Annotated in this window: 14 protein-coding genes; 6 read left to right on the forward strand and 8 right to left on the reverse strand. The window is 64.9% G+C overall.

The annotated features are described in order from the left end of the window. A complete protein-coding gene (locus PKE71_RS03500; RefSeq protein WP_271185572.1) occupies positions 1–1,188 on the reverse strand; it encodes a tyrosine-type recombinase/integrase in 1,188 nt (395 codons plus the stop codon). A 1,125-nt stretch (positions 1,189–2,313) separates the two neighbouring features. Between PKE71_RS03500 and PKE71_RS03505 the strand changes: the two genes are divergently transcribed. Next, positions 2,314–3,987 (forward strand): methyl-accepting chemotaxis protein, encoded by a 1,674-nt coding sequence (locus PKE71_RS03505; protein WP_271185573.1) that lies wholly within the window; start codon positions 2,314–2,316, stop codon positions 3,985–3,987. Positions 3,988–4,009: 22 nt separating this feature from the next. Further along, the gene (locus tag PKE71_RS03510) at positions 4,010–5,233 is read left to right on the forward strand and encodes an alginate export family protein (protein ID WP_271185574.1); all 1,224 of its coding nucleotides are present in this window, start codon (positions 4,010–4,012) and stop codon (positions 5,231–5,233) included. Positions 5,234–5,312: 79 nt separating this feature from the next. Here PKE71_RS03510 and PKE71_RS03515 read toward each other — a convergent pair whose 3' ends face one another. Next, on the reverse strand, positions 5,313–5,822 hold the full coding sequence (locus PKE71_RS03515) for a DJ-1/PfpI family protein (protein ID WP_271185575.1): 510 nt from the start codon (positions 5,820–5,822) through the stop codon (positions 5,313–5,315). A gap of 257 nt (positions 5,823–6,079) precedes the next feature. Between PKE71_RS03515 and PKE71_RS03520 the strand changes: the two genes are divergently transcribed. Genes PKE71_RS03520 through PKE71_RS03530 form a run of 3 tightly spaced genes read left to right on the forward strand, consistent with a single transcriptional unit; the run spans position 6,080 to position 10,834 of the window. Continuing rightward, positions 6,080–7,885, forward strand: a complete 1,806-nt coding sequence (locus PKE71_RS03520) for an N-acetylglutaminylglutamine amidotransferase (RefSeq protein WP_271185576.1) — start codon at positions 6,080–6,082, stop codon at positions 7,883–7,885. Then, complete coding sequence (gene ngg, locus PKE71_RS03525) at positions 7,882–9,687, forward strand: N-acetylglutaminylglutamine synthetase (protein ID WP_271185577.1); 1,806 nt, start codon at positions 7,882–7,884, stop codon at positions 9,685–9,687. Before PKE71_RS03520 ends, ngg begins: the two co-directional genes overlap by 4 nt. Further along, a complete protein-coding gene (locus PKE71_RS03530) occupies positions 9,674–10,834 on the forward strand; it encodes an osmoprotectant NAGGN system M42 family peptidase (RefSeq protein ID WP_271185578.1) in 1,161 nt (386 codons plus the stop codon). The genes ngg and PKE71_RS03530 overlap by 14 nt, the downstream gene beginning before the upstream one ends. A 113-nt stretch (positions 10,835–10,947) precedes the next feature. Here PKE71_RS03530 and PKE71_RS03535 read toward each other — a convergent pair whose 3' ends face one another. Together PKE71_RS03535 and PKE71_RS03540 are read right to left on the reverse strand one after the other, a co-directional pair. After that, positions 10,948–12,372: an MFS transporter gene (locus tag PKE71_RS03535; RefSeq protein ID WP_271185579.1), complete on the reverse strand. Its 1,425-nt coding sequence runs from the start codon at positions 12,370–12,372 to the stop codon at positions 10,948–10,950. A 79-nt stretch (positions 12,373–12,451) separates the two neighbouring features. Continuing rightward, on the reverse strand, positions 12,452–12,907 hold the full coding sequence (locus tag PKE71_RS03540) for an Lrp/AsnC family transcriptional regulator (protein ID WP_271185580.1): 456 nt from the start codon (positions 12,905–12,907) through the stop codon (positions 12,452–12,454). A 116-nt stretch (positions 12,908–13,023) separates the two neighbouring features. Here PKE71_RS03540 and PKE71_RS03545 point away from each other — a divergent pair, with 116 nt between their 5' ends. Next, positions 13,024–14,640, forward strand: a complete 1,617-nt coding sequence (locus PKE71_RS03545; protein ID WP_271185581.1) for an aminotransferase class V-fold PLP-dependent enzyme — start codon at positions 13,024–13,026, stop codon at positions 14,638–14,640. 2 nt (positions 14,641–14,642) lie between these two features. On the opposite strand, the gene PKE71_RS03550 is transcribed toward PKE71_RS03545, so the two are convergent. The 4 genes from PKE71_RS03550 to PKE71_RS03565 all read right to left on the reverse strand — a co-directional run bounded on the left by PKE71_RS03550 (position 14,643) and on the right by PKE71_RS03565 (position 19,936). Continuing rightward, positions 14,643–15,248, reverse strand: coding sequence for a hypothetical protein (locus tag PKE71_RS03550; protein WP_271185582.1), 606 nt, complete (start codon positions 15,246–15,248; stop codon positions 14,643–14,645). A 116-nt stretch (positions 15,249–15,364) separates the two neighbouring features. Then, entirely contained in the window at positions 15,365–16,336 is a 972-nt protein-coding gene (locus PKE71_RS03555; protein WP_271185583.1) for a hypothetical protein, read from the reverse strand. 168 nt (positions 16,337–16,504) lie between these two features. After that, the gene (locus PKE71_RS03560; RefSeq protein ID WP_271185584.1) at positions 16,505–17,773 is read right to left on the reverse strand and encodes a DUF819 family protein; all 1,269 of its coding nucleotides are present in this window, start codon (positions 17,771–17,773) and stop codon (positions 16,505–16,507) included. 132 nt (positions 17,774–17,905) lie between these two features. Next, positions 17,906–19,936: a M13 family metallopeptidase gene (locus PKE71_RS03565; protein WP_271185585.1), complete on the reverse strand. Its 2,031-nt coding sequence runs from the start codon at positions 19,934–19,936 to the stop codon at positions 17,906–17,908. Positions 19,937–20,001: the final 65 nt, after the last annotated feature.

A 20,001-nucleotide genomic window follows, 5' to 3' on the forward strand; every position in this document is an offset into this window, starting at 1 on the left:
TCACCGCCCCCGGAACGATCCGACAAGCGCGCCGACACCAGAGGCGACCCCACGCACGGTCTCGTCGGTCAGATGCGCGTACCGTTGCGTCGTCTTCACGTCCTTGTGCCCCAGCGCCCCGCCAACCGCGTAAAGCGGCTCACCGTTGTTCACAGCGAACGAGGCGAACGAGTGCCGGAGATCGTGAATCCGCACATCATTCAGGTTCGCGCGCCGACGGATGCGATCCCAAGCACCTTTGATGCAGGGCACCGGCTGGTCCGGCTTCCGGGGCGAAGGGAAGACATACCGGACAGAGGGCGTCGGACACTCACGCTTCCACCGCCGGAGAAGATCAGCCGCTTCAGGAGAAAGCTGGCGGGAAAACACCTTCCGCTTAAGGCGCTCGCCCTTCTGCTGACCCGACGGGATCAGCCATGTCGGCGTGTCGCTCGACAGACCTTGAAGGTGCTGCCACTCCATCGAGAAGACCTCGCTCTTGCGAGCGCCGGTAAGGACAAGGAACTCTACGATGCGCGCTGCGGTCTGGTTTTCGTCTGCGTCGCAGGACGCAAGCAGGCGTTCGGCCTCCTCCGCCGAAAGATAACGCTCGATCTGGTTCTCCGGGTATTTCTTGACCGCACGGCAGGGGTTGATCTCGCGCCACTCGTTCTGGATCGCGAAGGTGAACATCATCGACAGGAGCGCGAAGGAACGATTGGCGGCTCCGGGGGTGTCGCGCATCTTCGACATCATCGTGCGGACCTCCGCCACCCCGACGTTGGCCACCTTCTCCTTGGCGAAACGGGGCGAGAGGTGCATGCGCCACAGCCGCTCGTCCTCGGCGATGCTCCGGGGTTTCTTGTTGGGCTTGGCGTGTTGCTCAAGATACGCATCCCACAGGTCCGCCATCGTCGGCGCGGTGAGACGGCCCTTGCGCTCTTGAGACGGGTCCTCGCCTTGGTCCACCTGAACACGCAGCGCACGAGCACGCTCACGAGCCTCGGTGACGGTCATCGTGGTCTTGCCGATCCGGATTGAACGCTGGCGACCATCCGCCGTGCGGTAGAAGAAGGCGAATGACTTCGATCCGGCCTTCGTTACGCGGACATGAAGCCCTGAGACCTCGGTGTCCCACACCTTGTAGTCCTGTCCCGTCGTCACGAGCGCGCGGACGTTCGTGTTGGTGAGTTTCAGCTTGTTTGACATGTTCCCCTCCTGTTCTCTCGGGCCTCTGGCATGCGTCCCGGAAGCTTCGTGGAAGCACCGTGGAAGCAGCTCGGAGCGAAAACTCGCGCATCCGAACGAGATCGAAAGTACCGAGGGGCCGGGAAAAGCCAATACCGATCATAGGGTTGGCGTATACTTGCGTAAATCGAAGAACGAGTGCGTAGGAGAATTCACCAGACTACGAATCTGGGGGGCGGGAGTTCGAATCTTCCCCGGTGCGCCATTTTTTCCTTTTGTTCCCGCTCCGCTCGACCCGAGCCTGTCGTCGCATTCGGCGTAGGGGTCGATGCTCACATGGAACGCGCTCAGGGCTGCGGGGCTTTGGCTTGATGCCGCAAGGCGCGCCATTTTTTCCTTTTGTTCCCGCTCCGCTCGACCCGAGCCTGTCATCGCATTCGGCGTAGGGGTCGATGCTCACATGGAACGCGCTCAGGGCTGCGGGGTCTGAACTTGACCCCGCGAGTCCTTGATCTGGCGGCAATTCCTCCGGATCGGGTCCGGAGTCTTGTCCCTGAAAGTGCGGGCGCGCGGCCACCGGAACCCTCGTCGCGTCTGTGCCGTCGTTCGTCGCAGGCTGTTGCGTTTGCCGCAGCGTCCCGTTGCCTGTCTCAAAGCGTTGGAAGTCACCGGCCGGGTTTGGTTTTTTCAATCCCGACAGCCGGGGGCGGCGCCGATCCAGGTGCCACGCTTGGCCGAACATGTTCGTTGCGGTGTTTATAAGGTCTGTATCCCTCCGAGTAAGCGCCAACGAAGAAGGGGGTTTTGCCCCCGGATCTATGCGGCAGTGCTCACGACACTGCCGCATTCTTTTTTGGACAATGTTCGTTTTTGCTGCGACTGCGAAAAGCGCGTCGCGCAAGCTGCAATCTGCACAACCCTATCATTGCGCGTGTAGCCCTGCAGGGGCAGGCACCGCCATGCCTTGAGCCCTGTCCGGGCGAATAAAATATGCCCTAACAACCGGTTACCGCCGGAAGTCCCGAAAGGAAGGTTTAACCGTCTTGGCAGCTACTCGTCCGTGAACGCAGCCCGACCCGCCGGAGTCCCGACCCGGCCCGGTGCGTGGCGATGAACATGTTTCGAGAAGAAGGGGGCGTAGCTCCGATGCTGACCAGTCTCAACCGTCTTTCCCTCAAGGCCCGCCTGTCGCTGCTCGCGGTCGCATCCGTTGCGCTGATGCTGGTCTATGTCGGCGCGAACGGCGTTGTCCGCAGTGCCATGGTGAAGGCCGAAGCCGAAGCCGAGCAGGCGACACTGACCCTGATCGCCGCCAACAATGTGGAGAAGGATCTCACCTCCCTTCTGCGCGACACCTATCTGATGACCGCCACGCCGACCGCCGAGCGCATCGAGGCGGCGCGCGGCAATCTGACCGATTTTGGAATCTCGCTGGCGGAAGCCGAGACTGTGGTTACCGACGCCGCCTATGCGGCGACCCTGTCGGAAATCCGGGCCGACTATGGCGATCTGGAAACGCTGATGAGCGACCGCATGTCGCGGATCGCGGGCATGAACAGCGCCGACATCAACCAGTTCATCGACCGGCTGGCCGTGTTCGACGATGCCATGGACACCGCGATCGAGAGCGTGCGCGACGGTGCGTGGGTCGATCTTGAGTCGGCCTGGGCGCGTCGCGACCGCATGGCCCAGCTCTCCTTCTGGGTGGCCGTCATCGCGGTGCTGCTGACGGCTGGCGGCCTCTATGGCCTGACCCAGGTGATCGGCGGCACGATCCGTACGGCGGTCTCCAGGATTCAGGATGTGGTCGGCGGCCTCGCCCGCGGCGAACGCGGTCTCGATGTGCCGGGCAAGGAACGCAGCGACGAATTCGGCAATCTCGCCCGGGCGCTCGACACGCTGCAGGAGGCGCTGACCTCTGCAGACGAAATGCGCGAACGCGAAACGGTCGAGGCCCGCGCCAAGGCGGAACGTGCGGCGCGCACGGAAGAAGCCGTGGCCCGCTTCGAGCAGGCCTCCACCGCACTCCTGGCGAGCGTGATGGAAGCGTCCGAACAGCTCTCCGCGTCCGCGACCCAGATGCAGGCGACGTCCGGCGAGGCGGCCACCGTCTCCGGATCGGCCCGCGATGCCGCCAGCAATGCCGCCTCGAGCGTGCAGGCCGTGGCTGCAGCCTCTGAAGAACTTGCCGCCTCGATCGCGGAAGTCTCCACCCAGGTCACCAAGACGAGCGAGCTGTCGCAGCTGGCCGGCCAGGAAACCAGCGCCAGTGCCGAAGGCATCCAGGAGCTGGCGGAATCGGCCCAGGCCATCGGCGCCATCGTCGACCTGATCGACACCATCGCCAGCCAGACCAACCTGCTCGCCCTCAACGCCACCATCGAGGCGGCGCGGGCCGGTGAAGCCGGTCGCGGTTTCGCGGTCGTGGCGTCGGAAGTGAAGGCGCTGGCCGAGCAGACCTCGACCGCCACGCAGCAGATCGCCGAGCGGATTTCCAAGATCCAGGCCTCGACGGAAGCCTGTTCGCTGTCGGCGTCCAAGGCGCTCGATGCGGTGTCGCAGCTGGGCGAGCTGGCTGTGGCTTCGGCTTCGGCGATCGAGCAGCAGCGTGTCGCGACCTCGGAGATCGCCCAGTCGGCCCAGAAGGCCCAGGACGGCACCACGCATGCCGCCTCCAATGTGGACCGTGTGGCCGAATTCACCCGCCAGACCGACCAGGTTTCCAAGTCCGTGCTCAGCGCCTCCGAAGAGATGTCGGGCCGCTACACCGCCTGGAAGACCGATTTCGAAGCCTTCCTCGAGAACATTCGCGCGGCGTAAGGCTGCGACAGGAGACAATCCCATGAAGACCATGACCGCTACGCTTGCGGCCGCGCTGCTCGTCGGCGCTGCTGCAGCCCCCCTCGCTGTGGCCGATAACAGCCTGCCGGGCGACATCCTCGTCGATATGCGCATGCGCTACGAGAATGTGGCCCAGGACGGCAAGCTCGGCGCCGACGCCATCACCCTGCGCACCCGTCTTGGCTGGAAGTCGCCGGAATGGAACGGTTTCACCTTCCTCGGTGAAGTCGAGAACGTCACAGCCGTCGATGGCGATGACGACTATAATTCCGGCTTCAACGGGCTGAGCCAGTATGCCGGCATCAAGGATGGCGAGTTCACCGAACTCAACCGTCTGCAGGTGGCCTTCTCGCCCTTCGAGAATGTCACCGTGACGCTGGGCCGCCAGTATCTGCAGTTCGATGACGGCCAGTTCGTCGCCTCTGCCGGCCACCGCCAGGACAAGAACTCGCACGACGCGATCCGGATCGGCTGGTCGCATGGCGCTTTCGACGCCAGCTATGTCTATCACGACCGCATCAATCGCGGCCCGGGCGACAATTCCGACTGGCAGAGCGACAGCCATCTCTTCCATGCCGGCTACGAGATCAACGACACGCTGGACGTCTCGGGCTTTGCCTATTTCATCGACATCACGTCCGCAGGCGGCCGTGACCGTTCGAACACCACGCTGGGCGCCCGTCTGGCCGGCGAGCGCAGCTATGGCGATCTGGGTGTCGAGTATGCGGTGATGTATGCGCACCAGACCGACTATGCGTCGGCGACGATCGACTTCAACCTCGCCTATTTCGCCAGCGACCTGGCTTTCAGCTATGGCGGCGCGGAACTGGCCCTGGGCTATGATGTGATCGAGGGCAATGGCTCGACCGGCTTTGCCAATCCGCTGGGCAAGAACCATGATTTCCTCGGCTGGGCCGATGTGTTCTCCGGCGGTGGCCGCCAGGGCACGGTCGACGGCGTCGAGGATTTCAATGTGATGCTGTCCTGGAGCCGCGAATGGGAAGCGGGCTTTGTCCGCGGCCTGTCCACCGGTGTGCGCCGCCACGAATTCGAGGCCGAGCGCACGGGTGCCGATCTGGGCAGCGAATGGGACGCTTTCGTCGAGCTCGACCTGCCGCAGGGGCTCTCCCTTGCCCTGGAAACGGCGGACTATGACGGCCCCGGTGTTGCACCGGCACCGGCCGATGTGTCCAGGACCTGGGTCGTTCTGAGCTACCGCCGCTAGGCGGAGTGCATCGGGCACAGAAAAAGGGGCGCTGCGAGATCGCAGCGCCCCTTTTTTGTTGCTAGCGGCCGGGACCCTGTCAGGCGCCGGCGCGCTCCAGCTGATGCGCATCCTGCATGGCTTTCAGCTTTTCGGAAATGGCGTCGAGGATCTTCCAGTCGGCATCGTCGTCGGTGACTTCATAAAGGTCGCCCTCGACAATGGCCGAGGCCGTGTCTTCGCCCGGACCGGTATTGTTGCCGGAGATTTCCGACAGGAGCGCCGCACTGCCGGTGAGCGCCACGACCGGCTTGCCGGCATCGCCGAACCGCTTGGCCAGCTTGGTCGCACTGGGCGCCAGCTTGGCCGCCCCTTCCATCAGCACCAGGGCGTCATACGCATTCGGCTCGATATTCTCCGTCGTCTCGGCCACCGCGAAATTGATCTCGGCGGAGCCATTGTAACCGCGCAGCAGGGCGTGCTGGTCGGAGACCAGGACGGCGCGGCGGTTGTGGCGCTGCAGCGCTTCGGATGCGGTCTGCAGCTGGCGGACATTGACGGATTCAGCAACGAAAGCGGCGACCCTGCGCGGGCGATGGGAATGTCTCATATAGTTTATCGTACTCCGTTTACAGAAAATGGGGCGCGAAGGTCGCGCGGAAGTCAATCTGCCAATATGGATAGTCCTTTTGGCTCGATAATCAAGGTCGCGTGGTGCACATAAAATAGAATGCACCCGGTATGGAACCTTTTTCGCTTGGAATGAGTTTATAGGTTGCATACCGTATTATGTGCCGACTTGGTGGCGATATCGAGTCGGGTGATGTGGAGTGCGCAATACAGATTCAATACAGGGGGTAATATAGCATGTGCGGGATTGCCGGCGACTTGTCGTTCCAGAACTCTCCTTCCGACTCGCAAGCACTCGAGCGGATGAGCTGGGCCATGCGCCGGCGCGGGCCGGATGGCGGCGGCATGGTCGTTCGCGACGGGGTCGGCCTGGCCCATCGCCGTCTCAAGATCATCGATCTTACCGAAGCCGGCGCCCAGCCCATGCATGACGCTCAGCTGGGCCTGACGCTCGCCTTCAACGGCTGCATCTACAATCACCGCGAACTGCGCGCCGAGCTGGAAGCCAAGGGCTATCGCTTCTTCTCCACCAGCGACAGCGAGGTGATCCTGAAAGGCTATCACGCCTGGGGGCTGGATGTGGCGAAACGCCTGTCGGGCATGTTCGCCTTTGCCATTGCCGAGCGCGACAGCGGCAAGGTTGTGCTGGGGCGCGACCGTCTGGGCATCAAGCCACTCTACCTGTCCGAGACGCCCGGCCGCCTGTGCTTCGCCTCCAGCCTGCCGGCGCTGCTGGCCGCCGGCGATGTCGACCGCGAGCTCGACCCGGTCGCCCTGCACCAGTATTTCAGCTTCCACGCCGTCGTGCCGTCGCCGCGCACCCTGTTCAAGGGCGTGCGCAAACTGCCGCCGGCCACGCTGATGGAGATCGAGCGCGACGGCACGCGCCGCGAACACCGCTACTGGTCCTGTCCCTACGACATGCGCGAGGAAGAGCGCGGGCTCGATGCCGATGGCTGGCGCGAGCGGATTGCCGAGGCGCTGCGCGGTGCGGTGAAGCGGCGCATGGTCGCCGACGTGCCGATCGGCGTTCTCCTGTCCGGCGGGCTCGACAGTTCCCTGATCGTGGCCCTGCTGGCCGAAGCCGGTGTGAAGGACCTCAACACCTTCTCCATCGGCTTCGAGAGCGTGAATGGCGAAGCCGGCGACGAGTTCCACTATTCCGACATTGTCGCGAAGCATTTCGGCACGCAGCATCACAAGATCGAGATCCCGGCCTCGCGCGCGCTGCGGGCCCTGCCGGAAGTCATTGCCTCCATGTCCGAGCCGATGACCAGCCATGACTGTGTCGGCTTTTTCCTCCTGTCCGAGGAAGTCTCCAAGCATGTCAAAGTGGTCCAGTCCGGCCAGGGGGCCGACGAGGCTTTCGCCGGCTATCACTGGTATCCGCCCATGGCCCGCGCAAACGATGCCTTCGGCACCTATCGCGATGCCTTCTTCGACCGCTCCCACGACGAGATGGCCGAATTGCTGCAGCCCTCCTGGCTGGGCGGCGATCATGCCGGCGATTTTGTGCGCGACCACTTCCAGACACCGGGCGCGGCCTCGCCACTCGACAAGGCCCTGCGGCTGGACACGCATGTCATGCTGGTCGACGACCCGGTGAAGCGGGTCGACAACATGACCATGGCCTGGGGGCTGGAGGCCCGTGTGCCCTTCCTCGATCACGAGGTGATCGAGCTGGCGGCCCGCTGTCCCGCCGAGCTGCATCTGCAGCAGGAGGGCAAGGGCGTGCTCAAGCATCTGGCCCGCCAGGTCCTGCCGCACGAGGTCATCGACCGGCCCAAGGGCTATTTCCCCGTTCCGGCGCTGAAATATCTGCAGGGCGACTTCCTCGACATGGTGCGCGACGCGGTGCGCAGCCGGTCCTTCCGGGATCGCGGCATCGTGCAGGAGACCTATGTCGATCACCTCCTGAAGGATCCCGAAGCGCACATCACCAAGCTGCGGGGGTCCAAGCTCTGGCAGATCGGCGTGCTGGCGCTGTGGCTGCAGACGCATGACGCGCCTGTGAAGCCGGCCCGGGTCGAGGTGGCCGCATGACACGGCCCGGAACCCGACAGCCGGCCGGGGCGATCTCGCACCGGCTCCGGCGCAAGCGCGAACAGGCGCTGCTGCCGGCCGACGAAGCCATTCCGAACGCCGAAGGCGAGGGTGAGGCGATTGTCAGCGATGCGGCGATCGATTGCGGCTGGGGACAATTGCTGTTCGCCCACACCTTCCGCGACCAGAACACGCTGATCGACCGCCTGCTGGCGGAAAAGCCGGACCGGCGCGATATCGCCTTCTATGTCCGCGATCCGCATGTCCTGCTGGCGCTGGCGCCGCAGGAGATCTTTCTCGATCCATCCCACACCTACCGGCTGGAACTGCCCACCTATCGCGATGCCGGCGACCCGCCACGCGGCTTCCAGGTACGGCGCATGGCAACGCGGCCGGATGCCGATGCGGTGAACCGCATCTATGCGGCCTGCGGCATGGTCTCGGTCGATCCGGAGTTTTTCTGGCAGCACCGCGACAGCCGCGAGATCGTCTATTTCGTCGCCATCGACGAGGCGAGCGGCGAGATCATCGGCTCGGTGACGGGGATCGATCACGCCCGCCTGTTCAACGACCCGGAATGCGGTGCCTCGCTGTGGTGCCTGGCGGTGGATCCGCGCGCCAATCATGCCAAGGTCGGCGAGGCGCTGACCCGGCATCTGATCGCGCATTTCTCGGCGCGCGGCTCGCGCCATGTCGACCTGTCGGTGATCCATGACAATGAGTCCGCGATCCGCCTCTATGAACGCCTGGGCTTCGAGCGCACGCCCTTCTTCACGGTCAAGCGCAAGAACCCGATCAACGAAAAGCTCTTCACCGGCGGCAAGTCGCTGGAAGACGGGCTCAACCCCTATGCCGAGATCATCGTCGCCGAGGCCCGCCGCCGCGGCATTGCGGTGGATGTGCTCGACGCCGAGGGCGGGTTTTTCCGCCTGACCTTTGGCGGCCAGTCGGTCGTCTGCCGGGAATCCCTGACCGAACGCACCTCGGCCATCGCGATGAGCCGGTGCGACGACAAGGCCGTGACGCGCCGTCTGATGACCGAGATCGGGCTGGAGGTCGCCGAAGCCGTCGACGGCGGCGATGCCGACGCCGCGCAGGCCCTGCTCGCGCGGGCCGGATCCGTCGTGGTCAAACCGGCGCGGGGCGAGCAGGGGCGGGGCGTGGCCGTCGATATCCGCGACGGCGACAGCCTGGATGCCGCCATCGCCAACGCCCGCAATTACTGTCCCGACGTGCTGGTGGAAACCTGCGTGTCCGGCGACGATCTGCGCGTGATCGTGATAGACCGGGCCGTGGTCGCTGCCGCCCTGCGCAAGCGGCCCGTCGTGGCCGGCGATGGGCGCAAGACCGTGCGCGAACTGGTCGAGGGGCTCAGCCGCCGGCGGGCCGCTGCGACCGGTGGCGAGGCGCGTATTCCGCTGGATGCCGAGACCGGGCGCTGCATCGCAGCCGCCGGTTACGGCTGGGACGATGTCCTGCCGTCGGGCGAAACGCTGGAAGTACGCCTGACCGCCAATCTTCACACGGGCGGCACGCTGCACGATGTGACCGACCTGCTTCATCCGCAGATCGTCGAGGCCTCGATCGCGGCCGCCAAGGCGCTGGATATTCCGGTGGTCGGGCTCGACTTCATCGTCAAGGCGCCGGTGCTGGACGAGTTCGTCTTCATCGAGGCGAACGAGCGTCCGGGACTGGCCAATCACGAACCCCAGCCGGTGGTGGAGCGCTTCCTCGACCTGTTGTTCCCGCGCTCCGCCCGTATCGACAACCTCCGTCCGGGAGCTGACCGTGTCCGAGCTTGAAATCGACGAAACCTATCTGCGCGAAACCCTCAGGACGCTGCTCACCATCCCCAGTCCCAGCGGCTATACCGACAAGATCGCCCGCTGGTGCTGCGAGGAGCTTGAGCGGCTGGGTATCGAGTACGAGTTGACCCGGCGGGGCGCGATCCGGTCGCGTCTGCCGGGCCGCGAGGAACAGCCTGCGCGCGCCATCATCTCCCATGTCGATACGCTGGGTGCCCAGGTCTCCTACATCAAGGATAATGGCCGTCTGTCACTGGCGCCGATCGGTCACTGGTCGGCCCGCTTTGCCGAGGGCGCGCGTTGCACCCTGTTCACCGAGCATGGCAGCTATCGCGGCTCGATCCTGCCGCTGAAGGCCTCTGGGCATGTCTACAACAAGGAAATCGATACCCAGCCGGTCGCCTGGTCGCAGGTCGAGCTGCGCATCGACGCGCCGGTGCACAATGATATCGACGCGGCCGCCATCGGTGTGGCCTCGGTCAGCATGGATTCGCTGGGCATTGCCGTCGGCGATTTCGTGGCCATCGACCCGTGTCCGGAATTCCTGGGCAATGGCTTCATCGTTTCGCGCCATCTGGATGACAAGGGCGGCGTCGCGGCGATGTTCGCTGTCCTGAAGGCGCTCAAGGAGAGCGGGGCCGAACTGCCGGTCGACACGCTCTTCCTGTTCTCGATCTCCGAGGAGGTCGGCGTGGGCGCGTCCTCGATCCTGACCCATGACGTCGCCTCCATGGTGGCCGTCGACAATGGCGCCGTCGCGCCCGGCCAGAATTCCAAGGAGACCGGCGTCACCATCGGCATGGCCGACATGACGGGGCCGTTCGACTATCACCTCACGACCAAGCTGATCCATCTGGCCAAGAGCAGGCAGATTCCCTTCCAGCGCGACGTGTTCCGCTATTACCGCTCGGACGCGGCCTCGGCCATCGAGGGCGGGGCGGATGTGCGCACGGCGCTGGTGACCTTCGGCATCGACGCCTCGCACGGCTATGAACGCGTGCACGAGAACGCACTGTTTTCAGTCGCGCGCCTGTTGAAGGCCTATGCGCTGAGCGCGGTCGAGATCGAGCGCGACGCCGAGCCGTCGGGCGATCTGGAAGGCTTTACCGACCAGCCGACCGAGCCCGCCGAAGCCGGCGAATAAGGGAGCCCGTCAGGAGCATTTTCAGCAAAAGTGGGAACCGGTTTTGCGGTTCGAAAATGCGACCACAGAAGAGCCAGGGCTATTTCATCGATGCTGAGGTCGATGAAATGGCCCTAGGAGCGCCAGTACCCGTCTTCCTCGTCATCATCGTCGAGGGCGTCGTCGTCGATATCGTCCTCGTCCTCCATGACAAGGCCGGAATCGGCGAAGGCCATGGCGGTCTCCTCGTCTTCTTCACCGGTTTCGGTTTCCGCCTCCTCGCTGGCGATCTCGGTGAGCTCATAGACCGAGACACTGGTCGCCGACGTCGCCTCGAAACCGGCCTTGTCGGTATCCTTGGCCGGCGGCTTGCCGGTGCGGCGGTAGAGCATGGCGCCGAACAGGCCGAACAGGATCACCGCAGCGTAGAGGAAGAGCCCCGACGTTCCCACCAGGCTCATCGTAGCGCCGGCGATCACCGGGCCGATCATCGCGCCGGTGGCATAGACCGTCAGAATGCCCGACATCATGTTGGTCGCCTGGCCCTCATCCGCGCGGTCGGCGGCGTGGGCTGCGGCAATGCCGTAATAGGATTGCGCCCCGGCCCCCCAGATGCCGGCAATCACGAAGACCGCGATCAGCGGCAGAACGCTCGACATCAGCCCCAGTACCACGCCCGCAATGCCGGCCGTGACCGCCAGGGCGGCGATCACGAGGCGGCGGTCGATCCGGTCGGAAATCATCCCGGCCGGCCATTGCGCGATCACGCCGCCACCGACCATGAAGGCGGAGAAGACCGCTGCCGTGGCGGCGACGGACTCGGTTCCCATCCCGCCGACATAGACGGCGTAGAGCTGCATCACCGCGCCATTGACCAGACCCGCGGATCCGGCGGCGATGACGGCGGACGGTGCGGTCTTCCAGATCCGCAGCGGACCGAAGGGCTCGGCCGAGGGCGCGGCCGGCTGGGCGCGGTTGGTGGCCGAGGCCGGGATCAGGCTGGCCGTGTAGAGCGCGGCCACGATCATGAAGCCGACGGCCGCGCCGGGCGGGACCGAGGCGACCAGGAAGGGGCCGAGGATGAAGCCGATCTTGGCGGTCACCAGGTAGAAGCTGAGAATGGCACCGCGCTTGTCGCTGGGGGCAGCGTCGGCGACCCAGCTTTCGCCGGAGGCCAGGAAGCCGGCCACGCACACGCCCATGATGAACTGCATCACCAGCCACCAGGCCAGGGCGTCGCTGGCATAGAGGAGGGCGGCCGCAATCGAGGTCACGCCGGCAAAGGCGGCAACAGCACGGATATGACCGATGCGGCGGATCTCGCGCGGGGCGAAGTGTGCGCCCAGCAGGAAGCCGAAGGCATAGCCGGAGACGATGGTACCGATCTTCAGCGTCGAGGCGCCGCCGGAAATCAGCGCCAGCGGACCCACCACCGACAGGGCGCCCGCTGCCATCTGCAGCATGGCCAGGGCCAGCACGATCGCGGCGACATTTCGATAGCTTTCGCCCCGGCGCCGGGGCTCGGGGTCCAGGGCGGTGTCGTCGGTCGGATCGGTCATGATGGGCATCGCGGGGTCAGCTCTCGGACGGGCAAGCTTCGCCCATCGCGTGCCCCGTATCAAGCGTGCCAAGTGCCCGTCAGATGGGAAGTTTTGTCGTGTTCTTGATCGCTTCCATGGCAAAGCTGGCGCTGACGTCGGACAGGGGCGCAATGGCGATCAGCTTCTTGTAGACCTCGTCATAGGCCCGCACGTCGGGCAGGCAGAGCTTGATCAGATAGTCGATATCGCCGCTCAGCCGGTAGAATTCGACCACTTCAGGCATGCGGCGCACGCCCTCGGCAAAGCGTCCGAGCCATTCCGCATCATGCCGGCTGGTGCGCACCGCGATGAACAGGGTGGCCTGCAGGCCCAGCGCCTCCGGGTCGAGCAGGGCGACGTGTTTCCGGATGATGCCGGCCTCGGCAAGGCGCTTCAGGCGCCGGGCGGTCGGCGTCGCGCTGAGGCCGATCAGGTCGGCCAGTTCCTGCACGGTCCGGTCGGAGTCGCTCTGGATCTCGCGCAGAAGCCGGCGGTCATAGTCGTCAATCTCCACGAACTGTCTCCTTGTTGGCGAAAATCACCATAGGTGTGCCCCTGACAGGTTTCAATTGGCGAAAATAGCCCCGGAAAACATGGTCTAGTCGCTCTTCAGCCAGGAAGGAGCAGACCATGTTCGACGAAAGCCGCACCGAAACCCTCATCGACCGGGTCCGGGCCGGACTTGCGGGCGGCGATGTGCGGCTGGAAACGCCCTTCGGATCGCGGCCACTCTTCTATGCCGACTACACGGCATCCGGCCGGGCCCTGGCGGAGATCGAGGCGGTCATGCAGCGCCTGGCGTCGGACTATGCCAATCCCCACACCGAGGACAGCGCGACCGGCCGGGCCAGCAATGCCTGGATGCGCGAGGCGGAACGCATCATCAAGTCGGCCGTCAATGCCGGTCCCGGCGATTGCCTGATCCCGTGCGCCGCCGGCGCGACGGGCGCGATCCACAAGCTGCAGGAAATCCTGGGGCTGGCCATTCCGCCCGCCACCCGCGCCGCGCTGGGCGGTCTTGAGGACTACGAGCCTGACACCGTCGTTTTCGTCGGCCCCTACGAACACCATTCCAACGAGCTGACCTGGCGCGAGAGCCTGGCCGAGACGGTGACCATTCCGCTGGCTGCCGATGGCGGGATCGACCTGTCCGCCCTCGCTGCCGCTCTCTCGGATCCGCGTCATGCCGGCAAGCGCAAGATCGGCGCCTTCTCCGCGGCGTCGAATGTCACCGGAGTGCGCACGGATGTCACCGCTCTGGCGCGCTGCCTGCACGCGCATGGTGCTATTATGTGTCTCGACTGCGCCGCGAGTGCACCCTATCTGCCGATCGACATGCACCCGTCCGATCCGGAAGCCGCGATCGATGCGGTGTATTTCTCGCCGCACAAATTCGTCGGCGGTCCGGGCAGCTGCGGTCTCCTCCTGTTCAATGGCGCACTCTATCCCGAACACCTCCCACCGACCCTCTCCGGCGGTGGCACGGTGCGCTATGTCTGGCCGGGCGGGCATGATTTCATCGACGATATCGAAGCGCGCGAGCGGGCCGGAACGCCGGGCCTGCCGCAATTCGTCCGCGCTGCGCTGGTGCTGAAACTTCAGACCGAAATCGGTCATGACACGATTGCAGCGCGTGAACACCGGGCGCTGGAAACGGCCCTGTCCCGCTGGACGGCCAATCCGCGGATCGAGGTTCTCGGACCGGCCGACCCGGCCAGGCGTATCGGGATTGTTTCCTTCAACCTTTTGAGCGGCAACGGAAATCGCGTTCCGCCGCGGCTGGTGACGGTGCTGTTGAACGATCTGTTCGGGATCCAGTCGCGCGCCGGCTGCTCCTGCGCCGGCCCTTATGGTCATCATCTGCTCGGCATCGGGGACGACGAGACCATGGCGATCCGCGAGCGGGTTCTGGCGGGCGAAACCGGCGCGCGTCCGGGCTGGTGCCGGGTCAGCCTGCACTGGACGATGAGCGCGGACGATGTCGATTTTCTCGTCTCTGCCGTCGAATTCCTCGCCGGGCACGCCGACGTGTTTGCGCGCTTCTATGATTGCGACGAGCGCACGGGCAGCTGGGCCTGGGGCGGCGATGTGCCGGAGCGCCAGGAGACGGGTTTTCCGAAGCGCCTGTTGTCAGAGCCGCAGTTTGTACGGAATTGCGAGGCGGTGCGGGATCTGCGCGAATTGCGGCGCGAGGCCTTTGCCACGGCGCGGGACGTGCTGGCGCGCTTCAGCGATCCGGTTCACTAAATTCAGACAGGCCGCCGGTGGCGCAGTACGCCCTCGCTCGCCAGCAGGCGGTCGATGGCCTCGCGCTGGTCCGCCGTTGCCAGGGTCCGCCGTGGATAGAGCGGTGAGGCGCTGTCGCGGTCATCGATCCAGGGCGCGTCCCACAATTCGGTATTGCGGATAAAGGCCCGGGCCCGGGCCTCTCCGCCGGTTTCAAGACAGCCGACCAGACAGGTATCGACATAGGATTGCGGGATGGGATGGCCGGCGTCGGCCCGGACCTGTTCGCGGTTCACCACGATCCAGTAGCGGCCATCGGGCAGGGCGCCCTGTTCGGGATCGGCCGGCAGCACGGTCTCGCGCGGCAGCTCGGTAAAGACATAGCCGCGCTCGCGATGCCGCAGGGCATCGGTGATCTCGGTGGGCACCAGTGCGGCATCCAGCGCATGCCCGGGCGCAGCGCGGACACCGGCATAGGTCGCGGCCTCGTCCGTGTACCGGACCGTCCAGCCCCGGCGCCAGCCCAGCGCTATGACCGGCCGCGCCGGCTCGGTCAGGCCGGAATAGGTGGTGCGGCTGTAGCTGGAAAGCAGGCTGCCATAGCCGACAACATAATCTCTCGCTGACATGGTGACGTCCCGGTTTGCTGCGGCCCGAAAAGGCAAACGGCGCGAGCCTGCGCCCGCGCCGTTCATCTTGGGTCCGGTGCCCCCCGGGTCCAGCCCCCAATGTCAGTCGGTGCGCGTTATTGCGCCCGGCGGCTGGTGCGCGTGGAGTAGGAGGCCTGCGCCACCGGAACTTCTTCCGAATAGCTGTCATCCTGCACCTGCACATCCGTGCCGTAGAGATAGGTATTGCCGCGCTGCGGCGCCGGAGCGGCCCGGTTCTGGGCGACAGCCGGGATCTCGGTGCTGGTCGGCGGGTTGTAGCCCGGCAGCTCGATGTCCTCGCAGTCGACCAGGCGCCATTCCCAGCGCTCTTCGGTGCGCAGGGAGTAACGGGTGACGGTTTCCGTCTCTACCGGCACGACATGGCTGTCGACGCTGGCGTGCTGGTCGACGACCTGGATGCGGTAGGTGTCGCGCAGTTCCTCGATCGGAACCTGTTCGAAACGCGCTTCCTGGACGAGCACGTCGCGCGTGATGGTGGCGTATTCTGCAGGGTGCTCGACTTCGCGGATCTGGGCCGGCTGCACCACGATATTACGGGTGACGGTGCGATACTCGCCCTCTTCCTCGACGAGACACCAGACTTCGCCGGTCTCGCTGTCGAAGCGGGTCATCTGGGCACCCGGCGTATAGCCCCGGCGCCAGACCATGCGCGGCTCGCGGACCATGATGGTCTCGGTCACCGTATCGTGGACCGCCGGTTCGACGACGTATTCCACATAGGCCGGACGAACCTGCACCGTCTCGGTGACGGTCTCGTAGACCGGCTCGGTGACGATGTAGCGCATCCCGGCTTCGCGGGAGATGTATTCGCGGCGCTCCTCGCGCAGGCGCGGCGGGGCCACGGTGTAGCGCTCATAGCTGTCCTGCGTGGTGACCTGTTCGGAATAGGCGTCGTATTCCGGCGCGATCCGGACGCGGGCATAGCACTCGCCGGCGGCCGCGCTGTTCGGCGGATCCGGCGGGAACCATTCGGCATCGCCGGCAAGAGCGGCGGATGCCGAGATGAGTGCGGCGGCCGAGCCGCACAGAAGCGTGTGTCGGAGCATGTGATTCCCCCTCTGTCGACACTGCGGCGACCGACACGCGGCCTCGCAAATCGAGCGGATGCTAGCGCAAATTGCAGGCATGGTTAAGAAAGATTAACCATGCCTGCCCGGAAAACACCCATCAGGGGAATTGGTGACGGATATTCCCTATCCAGTTGTTTTTGCGCGCTATGGCGTAACCGTCGCGCCCATCATGGCCATCATGATGTAGCCGGTCAGCATGGCTGCCCCGGTCCCGACGATGTAACCGACCACGGCCAGCATCACGCCAACCGGCGCCAGCGACGGATGGAAGGCGGAAGCCACCACCGGTGCCGAGGCCGCGCCGCCGATATTGGCCTTGGACCCGACCGCGATGAAGAAGGTCGGTGCCTTGATCAGCCAGGCGACGGCGAGCAGCAGGATGACGTGCACGGCCATCCAGATCAGGCCGATAATGAAGAACTCCGTGTTCCGGAAAATCGCCGTGATGTCCATGCGCAGGCCGATCGTGGCGACCAGCACATAGATAAACACCGAACCGACTTTCATCGACCCGGCGCCGGTCAACTGGCGGGCACCCGTGAAGGACAGGGCGACGCCTGCGACGGTGGCCGTCAGCATCAGCCAGAAGAAGCCGGAATCCAGCCCGAAATCGGTCAGGCCCGGCATGTTGGCGCCGATCCAGGGCCCCATGATATCGGCGATGACATGCGCCAGACCGGTCATGCCCAGACCGATGGCGACGATGATCATCAGGTCTTTCAGCTCGGGCACGCGCGCATGCTCCTGCTCGAACTTTTCCGCCTTGGCGCGCAGTTCGTCGACAGCGCCGGCATCGGCCTTGAGGAAACCGTCGATCTGCCTGGCATTGGCGACGCCGAGCAGCAGGACGGCCATCCAGATATTGGCGACGATGATGTCGACGGCGATCCAGGCAGAATAGACCTCGCTGCCCACGCCGAAGAATTCATACATCGCGGCCTGGTTGGCGCCGCCGCCGATCCAGGTGCCGGCCACGGTCGCCATGCCGCGCCAGACAGCGTCCGGTCCGGTGACGCCGACGATATCGGGGAAGAGGATGCTGGCGATGAACAGAGCGACCGGGCCGCCGATCACCACGCCGATCGTGCCGGTAAAAAACATGATCAGCGCCTTGGGCCCCAGCCGCAGTGTCGCCGGCAGGTCGGCTGACATCGTCAGAAGCACCAGGGCGGCCGGCAGCAGGTAGCGCGAGGCGACGAAATAGGTCTGCGACTCTTCCGGATCGACGATGTTGAAGAGGTTCAGGAGCGAGGGCAGGAAGTAGCAGAGCAGAAGCGGCGGGAAGATCCGGTAGAAGGTCTTCGCGGCCTTGTTCTGGAGGCTGGAGGTCCAGAATACGGCGCCCAGAAGCAGGGCGAGCAGGCCCATGACGACGGCATCATTGCTCACCAGCGGTGCGGTTTCGGCTTCCATGATCTCCCCTCGTGGATCGCGTCTGCTTTTTACAGGGGGCGGATAAGACCGGGTTTGAGGCCTGCGGGCAAGGCCGCAACGCAAAACGGCCCGGTCGGGGGACCGGGCCGTTTCGTGTGCGTGGCAGATCACTTACCAGATGGAGACGCGCTCTTCCGGCGGCAGGTAGAGGTCATGTTCCTCGGTCACGCCGAAGGCCTCGTACCAGACGTCCATATTCCGCACGACGCCATTGGTCCGGTACTGGCCGGGGCTGTGCGGGTCGGAGAGCAGTTGCGCCCGGGCCGCATCTTCCAGCTGCAGGACGCGCCAGACCTGTGCCCAGGATAGGAAGAAGCGCTGAGCCGGCGTGTAGCCATCGAGCTCTTCGGGAACGTCATGCTCGGCGGCATACATCTGGAACGCCCGCCAGGCCATCGAGAGACCGCCGATATCGCCGATATTCTCGCCCAGGGTCAGCTGGCCGTCGACATTCATGCCCTCGACCGGCGAGAACTGCTCGTACTGTGCCACGATCTGGTCGGTGCGGGCGTCGAACTGTTCGCGCGAGGCATCGGTCCACCAGTTGCGCAGCACGCCTTCGCCATCGGACTGGCTGCCCTGATCGTCGAAACCGTGACCGATTTCGTGGCCGATAACGGCACCGATTCCGCCGAAGTTGACGGCCGGGTCGGCATTCGGATCGAAGAAGGGCCCCTGCAGGATGGCGGCCGGGAAAACGATCTCATTGCCGGTGGAGTTGTAGTAGGCGTTCACCGTTTGCGGCGACATGCCCCACTCCCAGTGGCGGATCGGGCCGCGCAGGCGGTCGCGGCTGTCGGCACGGAACCAGGCATTGACGCGCTCGGCATTGCCGAACAGGTCATCTTCGCGGATCTCGATGCTGGAATAGTCGGGCCAGACATCGGGATAGCCGATCTTCGGCAGGAAGGTCTCCAGCTTGGCCAGCGCTTCGGTCTGGGTCTCTTCGTCCATCCACTCGAGCGTTTCGATACGTTCACCGAGGGCAGCGCGCAGATAGCCGACCAGTTCTTCCATCTGGGCCTTGTGCTCGGCCGGGAAGTATTGCTCGACATAGATCTGGCCGATCGCCTGGCCCAGATTGCCGTTGACGAACTGGATCGCCCGGCGGTCGCGCGGACGCGGCTCAGCCGTCCCGCTCAGCGTGCGGCCCCAGAAATCGAAGGACCGCTCATAGACTTCTTCGCTCAGAAGATTGGCCGTCGCGTTGAGATAGCCGAATGCCAGATAGTCCTGCCAGGTCTCGACGGGCGTGTCCTGGAAGATGGCGGCCGCAGCGTCGATCGCGGAGGTCTGGGAGACGATGAAATTCGTCTGGTCGGCAAAATCGCTGCCCTCGAGGAAGGCGGTCCAGTCGAACTCCGGCGCGAACTCGCGCAGCTCGTCCAGCGTCATCGGGTTGTAGGTTGCGACACGGTCGCGGGTCTGGGCCGGCGTCCAGTAAACCTCGGCCAGCGCCGTTTCCAGCGCGATGATCCGGTCGGCCCGGGCCTCGCCGTCCTCATAGCCCAGGAAGCCGAACATGTCGGCGATATAGGACCGGTAAGCCGCGCGGTATTCCACGAAACGCTCGTCGTCGAGCAGGTAGTAGTCGCGCGTCGGCAGGTGCAGACCGCCCTGGTTGATGTAGACAATGTAGTGGCTGGGATCGCCTTCATTGCGCGAGATATTGGTGCCGATCATCGAAGGATAGCCGGGCAGGCCGAACAGGCGCGCGATATCGGCATGCGTTTCGGCGTCGGCGATCGGGGCCAGGCCCGGGCGCACCGGATCAATGCCGCGGGCATTGATCGTGTCGACGTCCATGTAGCTGGCATAGAGGTCGCCGACCTGCTGGGCGAGCGAACCGGCTTCGGCGTCGGACGCGGCGGAGTCCTGGATGATGCCCTCGATCCGGTCTTCCGAACGCAGATAGAGCTCGTGGAAGGCGGTGTAGGAGGAGAAACCGGCCGGGATCTCGGTGTTCTCGAGCCAGCCTTCATTCACATAGCGGAAGAAGTCATTGCCGGGATGGATTGTGGTCGAGATGTGCTGGGTCTCGACGCCCCACTCCCCCAGCTCCGCGTCCTGGGCCTGGGCCCAGCCGGAAACCGCAAGACAAAGCGCCAGGCCGGCGGTGCCGGCGCGCAGAATGGATTTCATGGATTTTCCCCATTTGAAACTAGACAGCAGGGGGAAGATGCCGGGCGAAGCCCGTCGGCTGTGTG

The organism is Maricaulis virginensis (assembly GCF_027922185.1).
Taxonomy (GTDB): Bacteria; Pseudomonadota; Alphaproteobacteria; order Caulobacterales; family Maricaulaceae; genus Maricaulis; species Maricaulis virginensis.

What these genes read in the sequence shown, in the direction of transcription:
- PKE71_RS03505 (WP_271185573.1), top strand. Translation starts at nt 2,314, where the DNA reads ATGCTGACCAGTCTCAACCGTCTTTCCCTCAAGGCCCGCCTGTCGCTG.
- PKE71_RS03550 (WP_271185582.1), bottom strand. Translation starts at nt 15,248, where the DNA reads ATGTCAGCGAGAGATTATGTTGTCGGCTATGGCAGCCTGCTTTCCAGC.
- PKE71_RS03545 (WP_271185581.1), top strand. Translation starts at nt 13,024, where the DNA reads ATGTTCGACGAAAGCCGCACCGAAACCCTCATCGACCGGGTCCGGGCC.
- PKE71_RS03500 (WP_271185572.1), bottom strand. Translation starts at nt 1,188, where the DNA reads ATGTCAAACAAGCTGAAACTCACCAACACGAACGTCCGCGCGCTCGTG.
- PKE71_RS03515 (WP_271185575.1), bottom strand. Translation starts at nt 5,822, where the DNA reads ATGAGACATTCCCATCGCCCGCGCAGGGTCGCCGCTTTCGTTGCTGAA.
- PKE71_RS03565 (WP_271185585.1), bottom strand. Translation starts at nt 19,936, where the DNA reads ATGAAATCCATTCTGCGCGCCGGCACCGCCGGCCTGGCGCTTTGTCTT.
- PKE71_RS03560 (WP_271185584.1), bottom strand. Translation starts at nt 17,773, where the DNA reads ATGGAAGCCGAAACCGCACCGCTGGTGAGCAATGATGCCGTCGTCATG.
- PKE71_RS03510 (WP_271185574.1), top strand. Translation starts at nt 4,010, where the DNA reads ATGAAGACCATGACCGCTACGCTTGCGGCCGCGCTGCTCGTCGGCGCT.
- ngg (WP_271185577.1), top strand. Translation starts at nt 7,882, where the DNA reads ATGACACGGCCCGGAACCCGACAGCCGGCCGGGGCGATCTCGCACCGG.
- PKE71_RS03535 (WP_271185579.1), bottom strand. Translation starts at nt 12,372, where the DNA reads ATGACCGATCCGACCGACGACACCGCCCTGGACCCCGAGCCCCGGCGC.
- PKE71_RS03555 (WP_271185583.1), bottom strand. Translation starts at nt 16,336, where the DNA reads ATGCTCCGACACACGCTTCTGTGCGGCTCGGCCGCCGCACTCATCTCG.
- PKE71_RS03520 (WP_271185576.1), top strand. Translation starts at nt 6,080, where the DNA reads ATGTGCGGGATTGCCGGCGACTTGTCGTTCCAGAACTCTCCTTCCGAC.